The sequence below is a fragment of the Butyrivibrio sp. INlla18 genome, assembly GCF_900103635.1.
Taxonomy (GTDB): domain Bacteria; phylum Bacillota; class Clostridia; order Lachnospirales; family Lachnospiraceae; genus Butyrivibrio.
On record NZ_FMXK01000006.1, the window covers coordinates 78506 to 98868 of the forward strand.

The following is a 20363-nucleotide window of genomic DNA, read 5'->3' on the forward strand; positions in this document are numbered from 1 at the left end:
AACAAAAAGGTTGTATTCTTAAAAAGATGCTATAAATGGACGAAAATGACCATTATTCCTGCATAAAGAAGTTTCTTTTGACTGGCACTTTAGAGTAAGCTATGAGTATTACAATTTTATCCATGGGAGTAAAAATGAAAAAGCAAAACGATAATTCATCAACAGATGCTGAACTTGCACTGAAAAACGGTGGCTGGAACGATAGAAGATTTGAGGTAGAGCCTGCCAAAGAAGAAATTGCAGGAAGAAAAGTTACTATCTTAAGATATGAGGTTTCAGAATTTGGAACCTATAAGGTTACCTTCGAACTTAAGCCTGGCAAAAGAGATATTGAGAACATGACTCTTTTTGCTGGTAGAAGGAATATGATAGAGAGAAATATCAATATATCTGTGGGCAATAACGAAGCCTATAAAAAAGAATTCTATGTTGCTGTAACTCCGTATATTCCAGCTCTTTCGCCAAAGAGATGTAATGACAAGGTTATATTTGTGAGCTTTACAGGAGCAGGGACTGATGATCCAAAAGTAAAGGTAAATGTCAGTATCACAAGGGAAGAAGTGCCTATTATCTGGGTAGCAGGAGATTCAACCCTTACAGATCAAAATGCTGGAAATCCTTATTTCCCATATGGAAGCTGTGCTGGCTGGGCCCAGACTATTTCAAGAGCTGCGAATCATGCCGCAGTATGTAACCTTGCTCATTCAGGAATGACCTCAAACTGCTTTAGGGATGATGGTCACTATGATATAGCAAAAGAGCTCATGAAAAAGGGAGATCTATTTTTGATCCAGTTTGGGCATAACGATCAAAAGAGGAGAAACCTGGCTGCCTTTGGAGGGTATGAGGAAAATCTTAAAAGATATATAGAAGAAGTTAGAAGTTTTGGAGCAATACCGGTTCTTTGCACTCCGATCAGCAGGATTCCAGGTAAGGATGAATTCGGAAAGTTTTATTCAATGCTTGATCAGTATTCAAAGGCTTGTTACAAGGCGGCAAAGGAGACTGATACGATCCTTGTTGATCTCCACGACTATACCTTTAAGAAATGGATAGAATATGGAGATAGGGCAAGGGATTACTTTATAAAGGGCGATATCACCCATACGAATGAGTATGGAGCAGTTCTCATTGCTGATTTTTTCTTAAATAGTATCAAGGAAAAGCTTGATGAAAAGTACTTTTCAAAGATAGAGGAGGATAGCTTATTTACTCCTGATACTGATACCAAGGACATTCCAAAAGAGCTTCCTTCAAAGGATGTGTTTAGCATAGAGCCTCCATTTGTTGATACCGTGGGGATTCCTGAATATGAAGGTATAAAGAAAGCCTTTAGATATGGACTATTAGACCCGTGCGTCATGCATCTTCATCCATATGCTGTCATGCCAAGAGCACAGCTTTTAATGGTCATGTTTAAGGCCTTTAGGCTTGCAGGTAAGAGACCATATTTAAATGAATATGCTGACATAAATGAGCTTGACTGGGACGCTGGCTATGTGCAGGCTCTTTATGATGGCAATTTGATCGATCCAGAAACTATCGCAAAAGACGAAAGTGGAAACCTTTTATTTAGACCAGATGATCCTTTGACTTATAGGGAATTTGCAAGCTTTATCATCAGGTACTTGGAAAAAGACATTACGAAAAGAGATATTTCTCTTAGTGAATGCGAAAAAAGGTTTTATGAATCAGGGTTTAAAATATATGGCGCTAGAAGTATTGCAGATCATGTTAATGAATCTGTAAGAAACGAAAAGTATAGGCTCGCAGAAGGGGAGTATATTTCAAGAGTTGAGGTATATTCTACACTTTCACTATTCATAGAAGGGACAGGAGATACGGGAAAGGAGCTTCCATCTGATGTTGAGGTGCATCCTGTTCACTAAATTCGGAATGATATATTAATGATATTAAGAATATTTCTGAGTTATTAATAAAAATTAAGCAAAAAGTAAAATAATCTTGTAAATCATTACGACTAATGTTAATATTTTCACGTGAAGAATTACATTTAAGCTTGAGATATATACATTAGGAGGATTACAAAAATGGCAAAGACTAAAGCAAGGATATTTGATGAAATGGTCTTTGACGATGCGGTTTATGCCAAAAAAGTCTACGATGATGCTAAGGTAAGGCTTCGTAGAAACACAGCCTCTATAGCTATGTCTGTAATTGTGACGATCCTCGATATTACTGTTGTTCCAGCTTTAGTCAATAAGCTTTTTGGTGAATATGTACTGCTTGGATATATTCTTTTATTCGGAGCGCTGGCTGGCATTGTTTATTCCATAGGTGGAGGATTTGTAAACGCAGTGCGTGTAGCCATTAAGACAGGCAAGATAGTATGGTATATTGTCCCATTTGTTCCACTGGATATTTTATTTGGGCTTCTGACCTCTTTTGTAGCTTTTTGTCTTGGAATCATGTTTCCTGTATTTTACGTTTTATTAAATAGAATTCAGATCAGAAAGGACAAGAGAGCAGCGATACAGTATCTGAGCAGTTTTGATGAGAAAACAGCCATTTAAATACCATGACAATATATTGAATTAGTGATACAATCCTATTTGTGCTTATGGGCGCAAGTAGGATTTTTTGCAGGTAGGATTTGTATTAACAGATCTTTACATAGGAGGAATTTTAAAATGGCGTATGAAAACACAGAAATAAAGGGAAGACTTGCAAATTTACGCAAGAAGATGGCTGAGCTTTCAGTAGATTACTATATGATGCCTACATCTGACTTCCATAATTCAGAGTACTCTGCAGACTTTTTTAAGGTAAGAGAGTATTTTTGCGGATTTGATGGATCAAACGGTACCCTGGTTGTATCTAAGGATGAAGCTGGAATGTGGACGGATGGTAGATACTTCATTCAGGCTGAGAATCAGATGAAGGGAACAGATGTAGTTCTTTTCAAAATGATGAATCCTGGAGTTCCAACTATTGCAGAATATCTTGAAAAGAATATGAAGAGTGGACAGACACTTGGTTTTGACGGAAGAGTTATTTCTACAAGCATCGGAGAAGACCTTGAAAAGAAGCTTTCAGACAAGGGAGTAAGATTTAAGATCGATAAGGACCTTGCTGAGGATGTTTGGACAGACAGACCAGAGCTTCCTTGCCATGACATGTACGTGCTTAGCGACGAGCTTTGCGGCAAGTCATTTAAGGAAAAGCTCTCTGATGTTAGAAAGAAGATGGAAGAGTATGGCACAAAAGCTCATCTCTTAAGTAAGCTTGATGATATCATGTGGCTTACAAATCTTCGTGGAAATGATGTAGAGTGCAATCCAGTAGCTCTTTCATACGCATATATCACAATGGATCAGTTCGTGCTCTTTGTTCAGTCAAAAGAGGTAACAGCTGACGTAAAGGCTTACTGCGATAAAGTAGGTATTGCATTAAAGGATTATCATGAATTAACTTCTTTCCTTGAAACTGTTAAGTTTGATGGAGATGTTCTTTACGATAAGAGAAACACTAATTTCCTTACCTACAAGACTCTTAATAAGAAAGCAGCTGACTGCGGCGTTAAGCTTGTGGACAAGTACAATCCAACTGAGCTTATGAAGGCTGTAAAGAATGAGACAGAGCTTAAGAACATCAGAGAAGTATATGTAAAAGATAGCGCTAAGCTCACAGAGTTTATCTACTGGGTAAAACAGAACGTAGGTAAAGTACCTATGACTGAGTACACAGCAGCAATGAAGCTTGATGGCATGAGAGCAGAACTTCCTGGCTTTATTGAACTTTCATTCCCTACTATCAGTGCTTACAATGCAAATGCAGCTATGGCACACTATGAGGCAACAGAAGATAACGCAGCTGAAGTTAAGGCTGAGGGCATGCTCCTTGTAGATTCAGGTGCTACATATATGGGTGGTACAACAGATGTTACCAGAACTATCGTTGTTGGAGAGATCTCAGATGAGATCAAGAAGCACTACACAGCAACTGTAAGTGGTATGCTTAATCTTGCAGCAGCAAACTTTATGGAAGGCTGCACAGGCAGAAACGTAGATACATTTGCAAGAGCTCCACTTTGGAACATTGGTCTTGATTACAACCATGGAACTGGTCACGGAATCGGCTACATGTTAAATGTACATGAAGGACCTCACAACATCAGATGGAGATTTGCAAAGGGTGCTGACGAGCAGGCTCTTTTACCTGGTATGATCGTATCTGATGAGCCAGGCGTATATGTTGAGGGTAGCCATGGTATTCGTATTGAGAATATCGTAGAAGTAGTAGATAGATGTGAGACAGAGGCTGGTAAGTTCTTCGGATTTGAGCATCTTACTTATGTGCCTATCGATCTTGAAGCTATCGACAAGAAGTACATGGACGCTAAGAGTGTAGAACAGCTCAATGCTTATCACAAGGCTGTATATAACAAGATCAGCCCATTTATCAAGGATGAAGCAGTTCTTGACTGGTTAAAAGAGGCTACAAGAGAGATCTGATCTACGATAATTATTTATATAGAACTATTTAAGATTCCTAAAATAAATGTGAAAAGATGGCGCTATAGCTTGAAAAAAGCCGCTTGTTGAATATAATAATAGTTAGAAGTACTAATGTATTTCTCCTGGGATGTCCGACAACTCCTGCGTAATTTGAACCTACAGTTACTTTAAACGGGAATCCTACATTGCTATCTTTGATGTCACACCTTCGGCCCTGCGCATGCGCAGACCAGCTATGGGAGAGGGAGGCAGAGATCATAGTTGCGGTAACCCACCTGGCGTTAGCTAGGAGTCAAATAACAGGAACCGGCATTTTGGGGTTATTTTAGGAAATAAAAGCAGTCATTTGATCATGGCTGCTTTTTCCATTTTAGGGGGTAATATGAACGCTTTAGCTGCGCTCTATGCAATGGGCAAAGATTTTTCAGAAAAAATGCAAAAAAAGAATATTCCAGCCTTTGCAAGTAGTACAGCATTTTTCTTTATTCTTTCACTCATTCCACTACTTTTATTATTTACATCGATCTTGCCATATACGAATCTTACGGAAAATGATCTGGTAAGAGCGGTAGTAGAGGTAACTCCTGATTTTGCCAATGATATTTTGATAAGGCTTGTGGATGAGACTTACAATCAGGGGACAGGCATACTTTCTCTTACGGCTATCATTGCACTTTGGTCAGGATCTCTTGGTATGTTGGCTCTTATCAGAGGGCTTAACTGCATCTATGACGTAAATGAGCGCAGAAATTATGTATACCTTAGGCTTATTGCAGCTCTTTATACTGTTGTTATGGCAGTTGTCCTTGTGACTATGTTGATCCTCATGGTATTTGGAAATGTTCTAGAAGACCTTATAGTAAGTGCTTCTCCAACCTTTAGCTATGTGATGTCGTTTTTGATCAATTTTAGATTTGTACTAGTTATAGGTATTGCAATTTTGTTATTTGCGTTAATATATACTTATGTACCAAGCACCAAGATAAAGTTTGTTCATCAGCTTCCTGGTGCGATCTTTTCGGCAGTTGTATGGTATGTGTTTTCCTGGCTCTTTTCAATTTACGTCAATAAGACTGATAACTATTCGCTTTATGGTAGCCTGGCAACTCCGGTTGTCATGATGTTTTGGTTATATTTTTGCTTCTATATTTTCTTTATAGGGGCCTTTATCAACAGATTTTTTGATGAATTTGGTCGGAGGGATTATGAAGTTTAACAGTAAGTGGTTCAAAAAAAGATGGGTATCTTATACTATCGCAACTTGTTCGGCAGTTGTGCTGTACATGCTGCTTTCACATTTTTCAGTGATCCTGGATGGGATAAATAGTATATTTGGATTTATAAAGCCAGTAGTAGTAGGCTGCGTCATAGCTTATATCTTTGATCCATTATCCAAGCTCTTTGAAACTTCTATATACAAGAAGATCAAGAGTGAAAAGACAAGATGGAAGCTATCTGTTGCAACAGCTATCATAGTTATAATCGCTGCTGTGGTGCTACTTTTTGTGGCACTTATACCTCAGATAGTAGACAGTATCACAACCTTTGTTTCTAATATTGGAAGCTATGTGGAGTCTTCACAAAAGCTCATTGAACAGTTTGAAAAAGCTCACGAAAACGGTGTTTTGAGCTCTGAGTTCAGTGGTCTTGCCAATATTGTAAACAAAGTATTAGAGAATATCGGCGGTCTGTTTACTGACAATATGGAGGGCATCGTTAATAGCTCTGTAAGTGCTGGTAAGAATGTATTTGATGTTGTTATTTCTTTTATCCTTGCAATATATCTTTTACTGGACAAGAAGAGGATCATCCACGGTATTTCAAGACTTATGGAGCTTATCCTCAAGGAAAAGACCTACAAAAGCTCCGGAGAGTTTTTAGATAAATGCAATAAGATCCTTATCAGATATATCAGCTTTGACATTATTGATGGTCTTATCGTAGGTGTTGTAAATGCAATCTACATGCTGATAGCAGGAATGCCTTATGCGGTGCTTATTTCTGTTATCGTTGGTATTACAAACCTTGCACCAACCTTTGGCCCTATAGTTGGTGCTGTTATCGGTGGATTCATCCTTGTACTTGTTAATCCATGGTACGCTTTATGGTTCCTTGTATTTACCATTATCCTTCAGACAGTTGATGGATATATATTGAAGCCAAGGCTGTTTGGAGAGAGCCTTGGTGTGTCACCACTTATGATACTTATCTCCATCATACTTGGTGGAAGGCTTTTTGGCGTAGTAGGAATCCTTTTGGCTATTCCATTTGCAGCTATTTTTGACTTCATATGGAAGGATTTCATACTAAAAAAACTTGAGGAAAGAAAGGCTAAGAGGTACAATATATAGTATAGTGAGCACAGAACATTCATGTCTATAGGAGGGGGCTATGACAGAATTCTTAGATGCAGCAATCAGCTTTGCAAAGGATAAGATAGATAAAGGGCTTGAAATCTGGGAGGGCTTCGATGAGGATCAGAAGAAGCTTCTTATTGGATGCGCCATTGCAGCAGTTAGTGTGATCCTTATCGCTTCAATTGCTTATGGCCTTGGCAAATCCCATGGGAGAAAGATTGCTCTTGAGGAAGATTTTTAAGATATAGTCACATAAAGCATCTGCTTTTTCTAGCAGGTGCTTTTATTGACTAAAATCATAATAGAAAGGGTTTTATGAAGAAATTTTTAAAGTGTGCTGGCATTGCTATATTCATGTTGGCTCTCATGCTGGGAACTGTCATAGGTTTTTTGACAATTGATGAGTATGATCCACAGGATCTTGAGTACCTCATGGTTGATGGAGAAAGTGAAGAAACTCTCTTGACTGGAGAACCTATAGTTATCATGACCTGGAACATTGGTTATGGAGCTCTTGGAGACAACGCAGACTTTTTTATGGACGGCGGCAAGATGGTAAGCACCGCTGACGAGGGAAGAGTTGAATATAACTTAAATGGTATGACCAAAGTTATAAATGAACAAAAGCCAGACATTTTGATGCTTCAGGAGGTAGACAGATATTCTACCAGATCCCATTATTTTGATGAGTTTGAATATATCAGACAGTTTGCAGATATAGACGCAGTTAGTAATGAAAGAGCTTTTGCCTACAACTATGTGGTATCTTTTATTCCTATGCCTGTTCCTCCTATAGGGAAGGTCAATGCAGGTATAGGTGTGTTTAGTAAGTATGATGTTTCTGAGTGCACAAGAGTTAAGCTTCCTTGTCCCTTTAGCTGGCCACTTAGAACAGTAAATCTCAAAAGATGCCTGGAGGTATCAAGACTTCCTATCAAAAATTCAGACAAAGAGCTAGTTCTTATAAACCTTCATCTTGATGCTTATGACGATGGCGAAGGCAGGATAGAGCAGACAAAGGTCGTAAAGGATCTTTTGGAATCAGAGCTTGATAAAGGAAATTATGTAATAGCAGGAGGAGATTTTAATCAGGGATTTTCTAATACGGATCTAAGCGCTTATCCACTTCATAAGGGAACCTGGGAAGCGGGAGTCATAGATGTAAAAGATTTCGATGACAGACTTAAGTTTATGACAGATACAAGTATTCCTACATGCAGATCCTTGGATAAGCCACTTGTTTCAGCACAGGATAAAGATCCGGAATGTTTTCAATATTACGTTATAGATGGTTTTATTATTTCTGACAACATTGAGGTTCACGATATTAATACGATAAGTACAGATTTTGTGTACTCTGACCACAATCCATTATGCGTTGAGATCACACTGAAATAATAGTGACAGTGTACGGTTTTTCGCATATAATAGGGGATAAGACATCTCATGAAAGGGGACAGGAGAAATGGTACAGAAAAAGAAACGAAACGTAATTGTTGGACAGTCGGGGGGACCTACGGCGGCTATCAACTCTTCACTTGCCGGAGTTTATAGAACCGCCATTGACCGTGGATACAATAAGGTTTACGGAATGATCCATGGCGTCCAGGGTCTTATGGAAGGGAGATATGTAGATCTTTCTGATCACATTCAGAGCGGACTTGATATCGAGCTTCTTAAGAGAACACCTTCAGCGTATCTTGGTTCGTGCAGGTACAAACTTCCCGAAATTTTTGAGAGTAAAGAAATCTACGAGAAGATCTTTGATATTCTCGCAAAGCTTGAGATCGATTGCTTTATCTACATCGGTGGTAATGATTCTATGGATACCATCAAGAAGTTGTCAGATTATGCGATCATTTCAGGTTCAGATATTCGATTTGTTGGATGCCCTAAGACGATCGATAACGATCTGGCCCTTACCGATCACACTCCTGGTTATGGCTCAGCAGCCAAGTACATCGGTACTTCAGTAAAAGAGATAATAAGAGATAGCTGGTCTCTTGAAACCAGTCACGGACAGGTTATTATTGTGGAGGTAATGGGAAGAAATGCTGGATGGCTTACTGGCGCTACAGCTCTTGCTAAAGGCGAGGACTGTGATGGACCGGATGCAATCTATCTTCCTGAGATTCCATTTGATATGGATGCATTCATTAAGAAAATCAAAGCTCTTCTTAAGACTAAGGCATCTATAGTTATAGCTGTTTCAGAAGGTATCAGAACTAAAGATGGTAAGTATGTAAGTGATATGGACAAATCAGTAGAGTATGTTGATGCTTTTGGTCACAAACAGCTTACAGGTACAGCTAGGTACCTCTGCAACATTGTTTCTGCAGAATGCGGATGCAAGACACGTGCCATCGAGCTTTCAACTCTTCAGAGAGCTGCAAGCCATTGTGCATCACGTGTTGATATCCTTGAAGCTTATGAGGTTGGTGGTGCAGCTATGAAGGCCGCAGATGAAGGTGATAGCGGCAAGATGGTTGTACTTGAGAGACTTTCAGATGATCCTTATCAGGCTGGTACAGAGGTTAAGGATGTTCACAAGATCGCTAATGATGAGCGTACTGTTCCAAGAGAGTGGATCAGCAAGGACGGCACATATGTAACAAATGAGTTCATTACATATGTAAGACCTCTTATTCAGGGCGATGTAGGACCTATCATGGTTGATGGTATTCCTAGACATTTGTATAGACCTGGTTTCCAGGATATCTTATAAGGTCAAAGTTAGGAAAAATCTAATAAAAAATGGCGGTTTTTTAAAAAAAACCGCCATTTTTCTATGTTTAAGTGTTGTTAAGTGCAAAAAAACATGGTAAAATGGGCTTTGTAATAAAATATTTCTTTTTGGAGGGAAAATTACATGAACAAGACAGAACTTATCGATGCAATCGCTAAGGAGGCAGGACTTTCAAAGAAGGACGCTGCTGCAGCACTTAATGCTTTCACAGAGACAGTAACTAAGGAGCTTAAGAAGAAGGGAAAGGTTCAGCTTGTTGGTTTCGGTACATTCGAGACAACAAAGAGAGCTGCTAGAACAGGTAAGAATCCTCAGACTGGCGCTGCAATCAAGATTCCTGCATCTGTAGCACCTAAGTTCAAGGCTGGTAAGGCACTTAAGGATCTTGTAAACAAGAAGTAATTTTTTATGAGATTGAAGGCTGTATCAATTTGATACAGCCTTTTTCGATGCATAAAAAACTAATGCTGTTGAAAAAAAGTTTGTTTTTTAATAAGATTATGTTGTATATATATGAATTTTTTTATGAAGGAAGGATGCTATGACATTCGAGAAAAGCTTTGAAAACTTTGTACAGATATTATCTGAAGAGGATGTGACTCCTGAGATCTCACCTGGGGCCCTTTCTGATATTGCCAAGGATTTTTCGCTTCGTTCCATCGTTGCGATCGTTTCTAGTGCACCAGGATCAGATAGCGCAGGAGAACCAGATACGGTCATTTCTTTATTTGGACCTGTTCCTGAGAAAGAGGTTCCAGCATATCTGTTCAAGCATCCAATGGGAGAAAAAAAGAGTATATCTTATAACATCTATCTTTATGGCGATAAATCCTGGAGTGAAGAACAGTACAAGAGTTTTGCAGTTGTTATAGATATATTATCATTTCATATGGAGCGATTTCTCCTTTCCAAGATCGTGGAAAAGAGTGCGCTTACTCAGTATCTTACAGGACTTCCTAATTCAGGAGGTTTCATTCAGTTTGCTATCTCTAAAATGGAGAGCGGAACTATTTATGAGTATGATTCCTTTGCATTTAATTTAAAGAGCTATGGCCTTATCAGCAGAAGATATGGACTTGCTGAAGGCGATCAGATCATGAAAAGGTATGCTAGAAAGCTCAAAGAATTCTGTGCAAAGGATGAGATAATATCTCACTTTGGCGGTGACAATTTTGCAGCTCTTATTAAAAAGGACAGAACAAATGAGTTCCTAGATTTCCTTTCTAATGTTCCTGTTTATGGAATAAAGAATGACAAAAGAGAAGACTTTTCAATTGCTGCAGTTATAGGAGTGTATGCTGTAGATGAGTCATTCAAAGAGCCAGGACAGCTTATTTCCAGAGCTACTATGGCTTGTAGCTATGCCAAAAACGTCGCCAATAAGCCTTATGTATTTGTGAATAAGGCTATGAGTACCAGAATATACAGGCAAAAGCAGATAGAAGAAAGGTATGAAGAAGCTCTAGCTAATGATGAGTTTAGAATCTATCTTCAGCCAAAGGTAGATACTATTACCGGAGAGATAATTGGAGCAGAGGCACTTTCTAGGTGGTTTTGTAACGGCGTGGTTTTATATCCTACAGAGTTTGTACCGATCCTTGAACAGGAAGGAATGGTAGCATCTCTTGACCTTTATGTTTTAAAGAAAACCTGTGCTTTTGTTAAGGATTGGATGGATAAAGGAATGATCCCTGTTCCGGTATCTGTTAATTTCTCAAGAAGAGACTTAAGCTACAAGCACCTTGCAAAAGAGATAGGAAGAATCATAGATGAAGCTGGTATAGAGCGAAGCTTCATTGAGATTGAAGTTACAGAGACTTCAAGTGAAGATGAGAGAGCTCTTATGACAGCTTTCCTTACTAAACTTAGGGAAATGAACATCGCAACTTCAATTGATGACTTTGGTACAGGCTATTCATCCCTTTCAACTCTTAGAGATTTCCCTGTAAAGACCATCAAGATTGATAGGTCCTTTATTACAAGTGAAACTCTTACAAGAAACGATGAGATCGTTCTAAGGAACATCATAAGCATGGCCAAAGAACTTAATATAGATGTTATTGCTGAAGGTGTTGAAAGAGAAAATCAGTCTGAACTGCTTATGCATGTTGGGTGCCACGTGGTTCAAGGATTTCTTTATGATAACCCAATGCCTAAGGATGACTTTGATAAGCGTCTTGAAAAGAAGTTTTATTCGTAATTTTATAATAAAAACTTTATAGAAAGTTTAGAATATCCCTGTTCACAATTTGTTCACACAGTGCTATCATTTAATCTGTTGTTTTTTCTATCGGTACTGCGATGACTTATGAGAAAAAGGGGAAAATTATGAAAAAAGAGGTTAAGGTTTCATTAGGATGCAAGTCACAGATTGTTCAGTTCATCAACATGAATTCAAAATCTTCATGTGAGATTGATGTTCAGGACGGACACAGTTTTATTGATGGCAAATCAATAGTTGGTCTTTTATCACTTAATCTTTACAGACCACTTGATGTTACAGTGATTGGGGATGACAAGAAGATCACTAATCTGATCAAGGATTATGATACACATAACCTGCTTTTAGCAGAATAAAAAAACCGCCATATTGGCGGTTTTTTGTTTGCTTTAATTATTGGATCAATCAAGTCTTTTATTTCCCCAGAAGAATAATGCAACTGTTCCTGGGCCTGTGTGACTACCAATAGTAGTACCGATGCTAAATATCTTAACTTTACCTTTAAGCTTAGGGAAAGTTTCTTCGACCATATCTGCAACTTTTCTAGCATCTTCATAGCAAGCTGAATTAGAAATGTAGCAATCTCCATCGTAATCTTTGCCATTCTCAGCAAGTTCGATCATCTTCTGAACCTGTGCCTTCATAACGGCTGATTTACCTCTTACCTTAGATCTAACAATAAGATGTCCCTGGTAATCTACGTTCATAAGAGGGCAAATGTTAAGGACACTTCCAATCGTGCCTGCAACCTTTGATACTCGGCCACCTCTAACGAGATAGCTAAGATCTGATACAAAGAACCAGTGCTGGCACTCAAGTCTGTGCTCGATCACCCATTCATACAACTCGTCGATTCCCATTCCCTGATCACGAAGATCAGCAAGCTTATTTGTGAGAAGACCAAAGCCAGATGAAGCTGCAAGTGAATCAACTACATAAAGCTTTCTCTCTGGATACTTTTCTTTGAGCTGGTCTCTTGCGATAGTAGCAGAGTTAAGTGTTCCAGAGATTCCGGAACTAAGTGTAAGATGAAGCACATCTTTTCCTTCTTTGAGGAAGGATTCAAAATATTCAACATATTCACCGACGCCAACCTGAGATGTTCTGGTCATGGCTCCTTTAGCCATCTGACTGTAGAAATCTTCAAAAGAGATAGACTGTCCTAGATCATCAGGATATTCCTTGCCGTCAAGTTCAAAATGAAAGCAAATATAGTGGATATCTCTTTGTGTAAAATGCTCAGCTGTTAAGTCTGCTGTAGAACAGCAACTGATAATATATTCGCTCATAATAAAACCCCTTTATTTATATATAAATCTTCAAAAAATATCATACATTATAATTACTTTTGTAGCAAATAAAATAGTATGGAAATTTGATTCCCATAAATACAGGAATCGTCTGAATTGTCTGAAAACAAAAACAATTCTTTCAAGTTGTTGACAAACTTTATCGTACATGTTATATTATATATACAATCACACAGAAGAAAAACCAAAGCAGTCGAGATGGCTAAGCTTCATCAAAGACGAGCAACGGTTATCGAGGCGACTGACATCAACAGCGACGGTGGCGATGCTTCACATTAGCCTAGGGATGTCAAGGAGTCGCTAAAGGATGTGATTTAAAATATAAGAGCATTTGAAGAATGCAGAAAGAAGAGGAAACGACCCTTGGAAAAGCAGAAGTAAGGGCGGGTGTTCATTGAAACAATGGATGCCCGCCTTTTACATTGTGTTTTTTTATGGATAATGAGATGGTATAATATAAAAGGATATCGAATAATCAATCACAATCACTTATGAAGGGGTAAATGCATGAGTAAAGTTATGGGGAAGAAGGCTCTTCAGGCAATAATGTGCTATGCAGATCTTCTTGACAGGCTCGATGTAGAAGTTGATTCAAAAGTTATCTTTAATCTGTCTGATTCCAGGCAAAAGCAGATTCAAAAAGCATGTCACACTAACAATCCATTTCCAGGTGTATTAAAGCCGGTTTTATTATCGCTTCGTAAAAAGGCTGTAAAAAGGCTCTATGAAGATGAAAGGGTTCTTCAGACTGGACCTGCAGCGGCTATCCTTGCGCTTGATCAGGCTCTTTTGCAGGATATAGCCAATATCAGAAGTGGTTCAAAAGAGAACCTGCCTATTATCTGCGACGTAGATATGGCTGGTCTTCAGGTTGTAAGGCTTTATATGAGTTCATATTCCGGTAACAGAGAGTTTATAAAGGCAAGATATAACTCAGCTATGAGAGTTGATAATGCTTTAAATGGCTCTTTTTATAAGTACAAGACCAAAGATGGCAGAAAGTTCTCTGCTCATGTCTATTATGAATCCCAAAAGAAAATAATGATGGAGACCTTAGGAATCAAGAAGGCTCCTGAGAAATTTGTCTTTGGATCTCTTTTCTTTGATAAAATAAGGACTCGCAGGGCAGTCAGGAAATTTGAGGCTCTTGACCTTGAGGAAAAAACCTTTGAAAACGGAGCTTGCGGCTGCATGCTAAGGACAAGACAGGAGTGGGAAGAATCCGAAGTTGGTAAGGCAGTGTGCGATATGCCACTTTATAGACTGACTAGGATCAGTAATACCTCCAAGAAAAAATATGGTATCTATGAGAAAAAGAGAGGACCGCTTTCAGGGCTTAAAGTTCTGGACCTTACTCATATCATTGCAGGACCTGCCTGTACGAGGCTTTTAGCTGAAGCTGGCGCAGATGTACTGATGATCAGGAGAGGCAAGTATGTTGAACAGGAGCAGGCTATGCTTGAGCTTGACGGCTGGGCTGGCAAGAATAGCGTTCAGCTTGACTTTAATGTTCCTGAACAGTTAAAGAAGGCAAAAGAGCTTGTTAAGAAAGCTGACGTTGTCATATGTTCTTATCAGAAGGGCTCTCTTGATAAATTTGGTCTTTCTGAGAAGGATATTCATAAATTAAATCCTAATGTCATATATGGAAGTCTTGTGTGCTTTTCAGATACTGTTTGGGATACAAGACCAGGATGGGCACCATGTGCAGAGGATATAACAGGTCTTAGCATCAGAAACGGCAGCCTTAAAAAGCCAGTTAATCTAAATGGCGTACCCCTTGACTATATTCCTGGAATGATCCTTTTTGCAGGAGTAGTAAGTGCCATCAAAAAGCAGCTTACTGAAGGTGGAAGCTATACAGTTACAGCATCTCTTACAAGAGGCGGCTATTGGCTTCACGAATGTACTGACCTTTGGGAAAAGAAACGTGGAAGGATCACCATGGATTCTAACAAGTACATTATATGTAACAACATGTCCATGAATACTTGGGATGATGTGTACACTAAGGTAGATGATACAGCTGTGGGAACTGTATACTTTACCACACCAGCCACAAACGCGGGCAAAGAGACTAATCCATATAGAGCCAAGAATATGTGGTTTGCGGATGGTCACAAAGACTTCAGAATGAAAAAACACTAAAATAAGAAATGTTGGGAGAATGGGGAAATGAAACTAAATTATAAGCGCACTATTTTAATAGGACTTGCCTTTATGTCAATCTGTGCATTCTGGCAGTTCTACGACAACGAGATTCCAAGAATACTTAAGTACAACTTCAATCTTGGAGAGACAGCTACAGGCTTTATCATGGCGTTTGATAATATACTAGCTCTGTTTCTTTTACCTATATTTGGTGTTCTGTCAGACAGGACAGATAGTAGATTTGGCAAAAGAACTCCATACATCGTAGTTGGAACATTAGTAGCAGTAACTGCTCTGTCAGTGCTGATACTAGTAGCAAAGCCATCAGGTAATCTGCCATTTTTCGTTGTGATTTTGCTGGTGCTCCTTATTGCCATGGGAACCTATAGATCTCCAGCGGTTTCACTTATGCCAGAGCTTACACCTGCGCCACTTCGAAGCCAGGGTAACGCCATCATCAACCTTATGGGTGCACTTGGCGGAGTATTTACTCTTGTTATGACTATGGTCCTTTTAAAGAGTGCTGAAAATGAGGCAGATACAAATTATCTGCCACTTATGCTCAGTATAGTGATCTTGATGCTCCTTGCAGTTGCGATCCTTGTGGCAACTATAAATGAAAACAAGATCAAAAAGCAGATAGAAGAAGAGGGCGGACTTCATTCTCTTGGTGAAGAGATAGAATCTGATATGGAAGAAAATAAAGGAAAAGGCGCAAAGCTTCCAAAGGATGTATTTAGGAGCCTGGTTTTCCTCCTTTTATCAGTTGCTTTTTGGTATATGGCCTACAATGCCGTAACAACAGCCTACACCAGATATGTTGAAGAGGTATGGCATCTTCAGGACGGATATGCAGGAACACTTCTCATAGCTACAGTTGCTGCAGTACTTAGCTATATTCCTATTGGCTTTATTTCATCAAAGGTTGGAAGAAAAAAGACTATACTTGTAGGTGTTGTTATAATGACTGTCTGCTATTTTGTAGCAGCTCTTATGCCGGTTTATTCATCATCTATCAATATCTTTTTTGCCCTTATCGGAATTGGCTGGGCAGCAATAAATGTAAACTCTTATCCTATGGTTGTTGAGATGAGTAGGGCAGGCGATATTGGTAAATACACAGGAACCTATTACACATTTTCAATGGCAGCTCAGGTGCTAACACCAATATTATCAGGCTTTTTACTTGAACATGTTTCATACAGGACATTGTTCCCTTATGCAGTGGTATTTTCCTGCCTTGCATTTAGCACAATGATGATGGTCAAGCATGGAGATGTTAAGCCGCCAAAGAAGGAAAAAATCTTAGAGCATTTCGATGTTGATGACTAAGATAAATGATAAATTGTTTGTAAAAGCTATATAAAAAACGGAATATAAGTTACTGAAATATAGTATAATTATCTGTGTACTTATGTAAACAAGATAGATTAACCACGCTATATTTGAGGATCAAAAAGGATGAAGACATACAACAAACCTTTAAAAAGAAGTATTTTTTTGGGCTGCTTAGTATTCTTTGTCCTTTTGTGTCTTATTTTAAGTATCTTGACATACAGTACATACACAAAATCTCTTTATCACTCTTATGAAGAGAGAATGACAGACATTATAAATTACGTTGAGAATCATATTGATATCGAGGATCTTTCAGAGTGTGTCAGAACAGAAGTGGAATCCGATAAGTACAAGGAACTTATGGATTTTATGGACGGCATAATGGAAGACTTTGATATTCACTATCTTTACATTGTTTATCCGATCATGGGCGACGAACCCTGTATGGTAAATATATTATCAGCAGATACCAAGTATGGAAGAGAGTTTGAACCTGATGGATATTATCTGTGTTCTGTAGCCTATGATGATTATGAGCTGGATGAATTAAAGCTTTATTATGATGCCATGAATGAAAACGATGGCTCAGATATAACTTTTTTTAAGGATTTTAGTGCCTGGGGATATGACTATACAGGGCTTAAATCTCTTATTGATCCAGATGGCAATAAGTTTGCAGTTCTTTGCGTGGATATAGAAGTATCTGAACTTAGAAATACCATAAAGCTTCATACTGCTGTAAACGTAATACTTATTGTGGCACTTGCTATAATGTTCATAACAATCTTTATGATGTGGCTCAACAAAAACATCACAGAGCCCATCAGTAAGCTTGAAAAGAGCGTAGTTGCTTTCGCTAAGACTTCGCATGATCAAAAGGATCCTGAGAAATTAAAGTATGATCCTCCAGAAATCCATACCCAAAATGAAGTTGAATCTTTATCAAATGCAGTTATACAGATGTCTGATGACATGAGAAAATATGTTATCAGCGTTCTTGATGCAGAAGATAAAGTAGAAGACATGAGAAATAAGGTAAATCATATGGATATGCTGGCTTACCAGGATGCGCTTACTCATGTAAAGAATAAAGCCTGGTACGACAAGACAAAGGAAAGAGTTGATGATGATATCATAAAAGGAAAAGCCAGATTTGGTATCGTGATGGTAGATCTTAATAATCTAAAAAAGATCAATGATGGCTTTGGTCATGAGCATGGAAATGACTACATCTTTGGCGCTTGTCATGAGATCTGCGTTGTATATGATCACTCTCCGGTATTTAGAATAGGTGGCGATGAGTTCGTGGTTCTTTTGGAAAATAAGGATTACGAAACTAAAGATGCGCTTTTAGAAAAGCTCAAAGCAATATTTGCATTAACTTCTGCAGATGAGAGTAAAGAACCATGGGAGAGGTATTCAGCTGCTATAGGAATGGCGGTTTTTGACAGTAAAAAGGATGTTTCCATGGATGATGTATTTAAGAGGGCAGATGCTCTGATGTATGAAGATAAATTAAAATCAAAAATGGCTAGAGAATAGATACTCTAGCCACTTTTTTTATGATACTATCTTTAATAGTTGTATTTTTTTTGAAGGGAAAAATGGGGAATGATCACGTGTAATTCGAAAATAATAGGGGAATCACATTTATCAGAGGCAGTCTTGATGGCTGTAAATGCCTTAAAAAGGGATATTCAAAATACATTATCTGATTCAGAACTAGAGGGTTTTGTTATTTCTTTTAACCATGTAGAAGATATTCAAAAGGAATGCTTTGTCATCAGGGTAAAAGAGATAAAAGAAGGCGCAGTAGGCCTAAAATCCCTTGTGATATCAGCTTCTGATGATCTTGGATTTATCTATGGAATCTATTTTGTCAGCAAAAATTTCCTTGGAGTAAATGAATTTTGGTTTTGGAATGAGCAGGAATTTCATAAAAAAGAAGCAGTAGAGATTCCTGATGATTATTACTATGAATCTAGGCCTTACAGGGTTAAGTTTAGGGGCTGGTTTGTAAATGATGAAGTTTTGATCGATGACTGGAAAGTTGATGGAGATAATGAAAAGCCCTGGGAGATGGCTTTTGAAGCGCTTCTTCGCTGTGGAGGCAATATGACTATTCCAGGGACAGACGAAAATGCCCATATTTACAATAAGCTTGCTTCTAAGATGGGACTATGGATAACCCATCACCACGCAGAGCCTCTTGGAGCCAAGATGTTTGCAAGGGCTTATCCTGACCTTGATGCCTCATATGACAAGTATCCAGAGCTTTTTGAGAAGCTTTGGAGAGAAGCTTTGATCACTCAGGAGGATCAAAAGGTTATCTGGAATCTTGGCTTTAGAGGGCAGGGGGACAGGCCTTTTTGGTCTGATGATCCAGCCTATGACACAGATGAAAAGCGCGGAAAACTTATGAGTAAGCTTATCCGCAGGCAGTATGACCTTGTAAAAGAGTATGATGATAATGCAATCTGCTGCACCAATCTTTATGGGGAGACTATGGAGCTATACAAGAAGGGGCTTCTTGATCTTCCTGAGGATGTGATCTTTATCTGGGCTGACAATGGCTTTGGCAAGATGGTATCTAGAAGACAGGGCAATCACAATCCTAGGATATATGCACTTCCTGAGGATAACGCTGGTGGCAGGCATGGAATCTATTATCATGCTTCCTTTTATGATCTTCAGGCTGCGGCCCAGATGACCATGCTTCCAAACTCCCCAGCCTTTGTGGTAAAAGAGATCTCTAATGTATATGACAAAAAAGCTGATGATTTCTGGATCATTAACTGTTCAAATATTAAGCCCCATGCCTATTACCTTGATCTTTTGGCAAGGCTTTGGAAAGATGAGCCAAGTGATACTGACTATGAAGCCTATGCAGAAGGCTATACATATGACTATTGCAAGAGCTACTTTGAAGAAAAGAATGTAAAAGAAATAGCAGCTCTTTACAAGAAGTGGGCTTCTTACTGCCCATCCTACGGTCCAAATGCAGATGACCACGCTGGAGAGCAGTTTACAAATCATGGAGCAAGAGTTCTTACAACAGGCTTTGTTACTGCCTTTGACCAAAAAGCTCCATCAAAAACTAAAGCTGCCGATGAGTGGAAGTGGTTTTCTGATAAAAAGACTTTAAAGGAGCAAGTTTTAGATTATAGGCCTATCATTGAAAGGGGCGCAGAAGGCTACAAAGAGTATCTTGATAAGTGCCTTGAGCTTTTGGACAGACTTGAAGGAACGGATAAAGACAGGCTAGAAGACCTTTTTATCTGGCAGGTAAAATACCATTACTATAGCTATCTTGGTGCACTTCATACCTGTGATGCCATATTAAAATGCCTTGTAGATAAAGATCCAGAACTTGAAAATGAGGCTGAGAGAGAAGTAATAGACTGTATTTCACAAGGACAGGATAAAGAAGGTGAACCTGACTATCTTGGAGCTTTTTATGAAGCAGGCCTTGCAGCAAAAGCCTTTAAAACAGGCTATGAAGAAATGAGAAATGCAGAAAAAGGCATATTTAAGGGCTTTTTTAACAACGACTGCGAAGCAGATATAAGGCAGTCTTATTATGTTCTTTGCGGACTTATGTCTTTTGTAAGATTTTACGGCGATGGACCGCATTTTTATAAGTGGCAGAGAATGTATCAGCAGGGTGCTGGTGGCAACAAAGTGCATTTGATCTTAAGGATCAGAAAGCACTTAACAGACCAGGAACTCTTTGAACTTATGCTATAATGAAGTGATAAATTT

General features: G+C 38.7%; 16 protein-coding genes and 1 other RNA gene. 16 read left to right on the forward strand and 1 reads right to left on the reverse strand.

Going from position 1 to position 20363, the window contains the following annotated elements; translation table 11 throughout:
- Positions 1 to 134: 134 nt before the first annotated feature.
- The 12 genes from BLS24_RS04485 to BLS24_RS04540 all read left to right on the forward strand — a co-directional run bounded on the left by BLS24_RS04485 (position 135) and on the right by BLS24_RS04540 (position 12158).
- Positions 135 to 1889, forward strand: a complete 1755-nt coding sequence (locus tag BLS24_RS04485) for a GDSL-type esterase/lipase family protein (protein WP_176764329.1) — start codon at positions 135 to 137, stop codon at positions 1887 to 1889.
- Between the two features lie 162 nt (positions 1890 to 2051).
- Entirely contained in the window at positions 2052 to 2534 is a 483-nt protein-coding gene (locus BLS24_RS04490) for a hypothetical protein (protein ID WP_091756544.1), read from the forward strand.
- A gap of 117 nt (positions 2535 to 2651) precedes the next feature.
- Entirely contained in the window at positions 2652 to 4475 is a 1824-nt protein-coding gene (locus tag BLS24_RS04495) for an aminopeptidase P family protein (RefSeq protein ID WP_091756546.1), read from the forward strand.
- Between the two features lie 119 nt (positions 4476 to 4594).
- Positions 4595 to 4803: non-coding RNA, 6S RNA (gene ssrS, locus BLS24_RS04500), on the forward strand.
- A gap of 57 nt (positions 4804 to 4860) precedes the next feature.
- Positions 4861 to 5694, forward strand: coding sequence for a YihY/virulence factor BrkB family protein (locus tag BLS24_RS04505; RefSeq protein ID WP_242872229.1), 834 nt, complete (start codon positions 4861 to 4863; stop codon positions 5692 to 5694).
- Positions 5684 to 6829 carry an AI-2E family transporter gene (locus tag BLS24_RS04510; protein ID WP_091756548.1) on the forward strand — a complete coding sequence of 382 codons (1146 nt, stop codon included), beginning with the start codon at positions 5684 to 5686 and terminating at the stop codon, positions 6827 to 6829. The genes BLS24_RS04505 and BLS24_RS04510 overlap by 11 nt, the downstream gene beginning before the upstream one ends.
- A gap of 40 nt (positions 6830 to 6869) precedes the next feature.
- Entirely contained in the window at positions 6870 to 7076 is a 207-nt protein-coding gene (locus BLS24_RS04515; RefSeq protein ID WP_091756550.1) for a hypothetical protein, read from the forward strand.
- A 74-nt stretch (positions 7077 to 7150) separates the two neighbouring features.
- On the forward strand, positions 7151 to 8233 hold the full coding sequence (locus BLS24_RS04520; protein ID WP_091756552.1) for an endonuclease/exonuclease/phosphatase family protein: 1083 nt from the start codon (positions 7151 to 7153) through the stop codon (positions 8231 to 8233).
- A 67-nt stretch (positions 8234 to 8300) separates the two neighbouring features.
- Positions 8301 to 9560 carry a 6-phosphofructokinase gene (locus BLS24_RS04525; protein WP_071176310.1) on the forward strand — a complete coding sequence of 420 codons (1260 nt, stop codon included), beginning with the start codon at positions 8301 to 8303 and terminating at the stop codon, positions 9558 to 9560.
- 144 nt (positions 9561 to 9704) lie between these two features.
- Positions 9705 to 9983 carry an HU family DNA-binding protein gene (locus BLS24_RS04530; protein ID WP_071176309.1) on the forward strand — a complete coding sequence of 93 codons (279 nt, stop codon included), beginning with the start codon at positions 9705 to 9707 and terminating at the stop codon, positions 9981 to 9983.
- Positions 9984 to 10122: 139 nt separating this feature from the next.
- Entirely contained in the window at positions 10123 to 11781 is a 1659-nt protein-coding gene (locus BLS24_RS04535) for a putative bifunctional diguanylate cyclase/phosphodiesterase (RefSeq protein WP_091756554.1), read from the forward strand.
- Between the two features lie 128 nt (positions 11782 to 11909).
- A complete protein-coding gene (locus BLS24_RS04540; RefSeq protein WP_091756557.1) occupies positions 11910 to 12158 on the forward strand; it encodes an HPr family phosphocarrier protein in 249 nt (82 codons plus the stop codon).
- Positions 12159 to 12203: 45 nt separating this feature from the next.
- On the opposite strand, the gene BLS24_RS04545 is transcribed toward BLS24_RS04540, so the two are convergent.
- Positions 12204 to 13091 (reverse strand): DegV family protein, encoded by an 888-nt coding sequence (locus BLS24_RS04545; RefSeq protein ID WP_091756559.1) that lies wholly within the window; start codon positions 13089 to 13091, stop codon positions 12204 to 12206.
- A 528-nt stretch (positions 13092 to 13619) separates the two neighbouring features.
- On the opposite strand from BLS24_RS04545, the gene BLS24_RS04550 reads away from it, so the two are divergent.
- From BLS24_RS04550 to BLS24_RS04565, 4 genes are all read left to right on the forward strand, one after another.
- Complete coding sequence (locus BLS24_RS04550; RefSeq protein WP_091756561.1) at positions 13620 to 15260, forward strand: CoA transferase; 1641 nt, start codon at positions 13620 to 13622, stop codon at positions 15258 to 15260.
- A 27-nt stretch (positions 15261 to 15287) separates the two neighbouring features.
- The gene (locus BLS24_RS04555; protein ID WP_091756564.1) at positions 15288 to 16595 is read left to right on the forward strand and encodes an MFS transporter; all 1308 of its coding nucleotides are present in this window, start codon (positions 15288 to 15290) and stop codon (positions 16593 to 16595) included.
- A 267-nt stretch (positions 16596 to 16862) separates the two neighbouring features.
- Entirely contained in the window at positions 16863 to 18143 is a 1281-nt protein-coding gene (locus BLS24_RS04560; protein WP_176764330.1) for a sensor domain-containing diguanylate cyclase, read from the forward strand.
- A 126-nt stretch (positions 18144 to 18269) separates the two neighbouring features.
- The gene (locus BLS24_RS04565) at positions 18270 to 20348 is read left to right on the forward strand and encodes a glycosyl hydrolase 115 family protein (protein WP_242872230.1); all 2079 of its coding nucleotides are present in this window, start codon (positions 18270 to 18272) and stop codon (positions 20346 to 20348) included.
- Positions 20349 to 20363: the final 15 nt, after the last annotated feature.

Bases quoted from the DNA above. Each gene is read 5' to 3' on its own strand.
- BLS24_RS04485 (WP_176764329.1), top strand. From the start codon at position 135: ATGAAAAAGCAAAACGATAATTCATCAACAGATGCTGAACTTGCACTG.
- BLS24_RS04490 (WP_091756544.1), top strand. From the start codon at position 2,052: ATGGCAAAGACTAAAGCAAGGATATTTGATGAAATGGTCTTTGACGAT.
- BLS24_RS04495 (WP_091756546.1), top strand. From the start codon at position 2,652: ATGGCGTATGAAAACACAGAAATAAAGGGAAGACTTGCAAATTTACGC.
- BLS24_RS04505 (WP_242872229.1), top strand. From the start codon at position 4,861: ATGAACGCTTTAGCTGCGCTCTATGCAATGGGCAAAGATTTTTCAGAA.
- BLS24_RS04510 (WP_091756548.1), top strand. From the start codon at position 5,684: ATGAAGTTTAACAGTAAGTGGTTCAAAAAAAGATGGGTATCTTATACT.
- BLS24_RS04515 (WP_091756550.1), top strand. From the start codon at position 6,870: ATGACAGAATTCTTAGATGCAGCAATCAGCTTTGCAAAGGATAAGATA.
- BLS24_RS04520 (WP_091756552.1), top strand. From the start codon at position 7,151: ATGAAGAAATTTTTAAAGTGTGCTGGCATTGCTATATTCATGTTGGCT.
- BLS24_RS04525 (WP_071176310.1), top strand. From the start codon at position 8,301: ATGGTACAGAAAAAGAAACGAAACGTAATTGTTGGACAGTCGGGGGGA.
- BLS24_RS04530 (WP_071176309.1), top strand. From the start codon at position 9,705: ATGAACAAGACAGAACTTATCGATGCAATCGCTAAGGAGGCAGGACTT.
- BLS24_RS04535 (WP_091756554.1), top strand. From the start codon at position 10,123: ATGACATTCGAGAAAAGCTTTGAAAACTTTGTACAGATATTATCTGAA.
- BLS24_RS04540 (WP_091756557.1), top strand. From the start codon at position 11,910: ATGAAAAAAGAGGTTAAGGTTTCATTAGGATGCAAGTCACAGATTGTT.
- BLS24_RS04545 (WP_091756559.1), bottom strand. From the start codon at position 13,091: ATGAGCGAATATATTATCAGTTGCTGTTCTACAGCAGACTTAACAGCT.
- BLS24_RS04550 (WP_091756561.1), top strand. From the start codon at position 13,620: ATGAGTAAAGTTATGGGGAAGAAGGCTCTTCAGGCAATAATGTGCTAT.
- BLS24_RS04555 (WP_091756564.1), top strand. From the start codon at position 15,288: ATGAAACTAAATTATAAGCGCACTATTTTAATAGGACTTGCCTTTATG.
- BLS24_RS04560 (WP_176764330.1), top strand. From the start codon at position 16,863: ATGACAGACATTATAAATTACGTTGAGAATCATATTGATATCGAGGAT.
- BLS24_RS04565 (WP_242872230.1), top strand. From the start codon at position 18,270: ATGGCTGTAAATGCCTTAAAAAGGGATATTCAAAATACATTATCTGAT.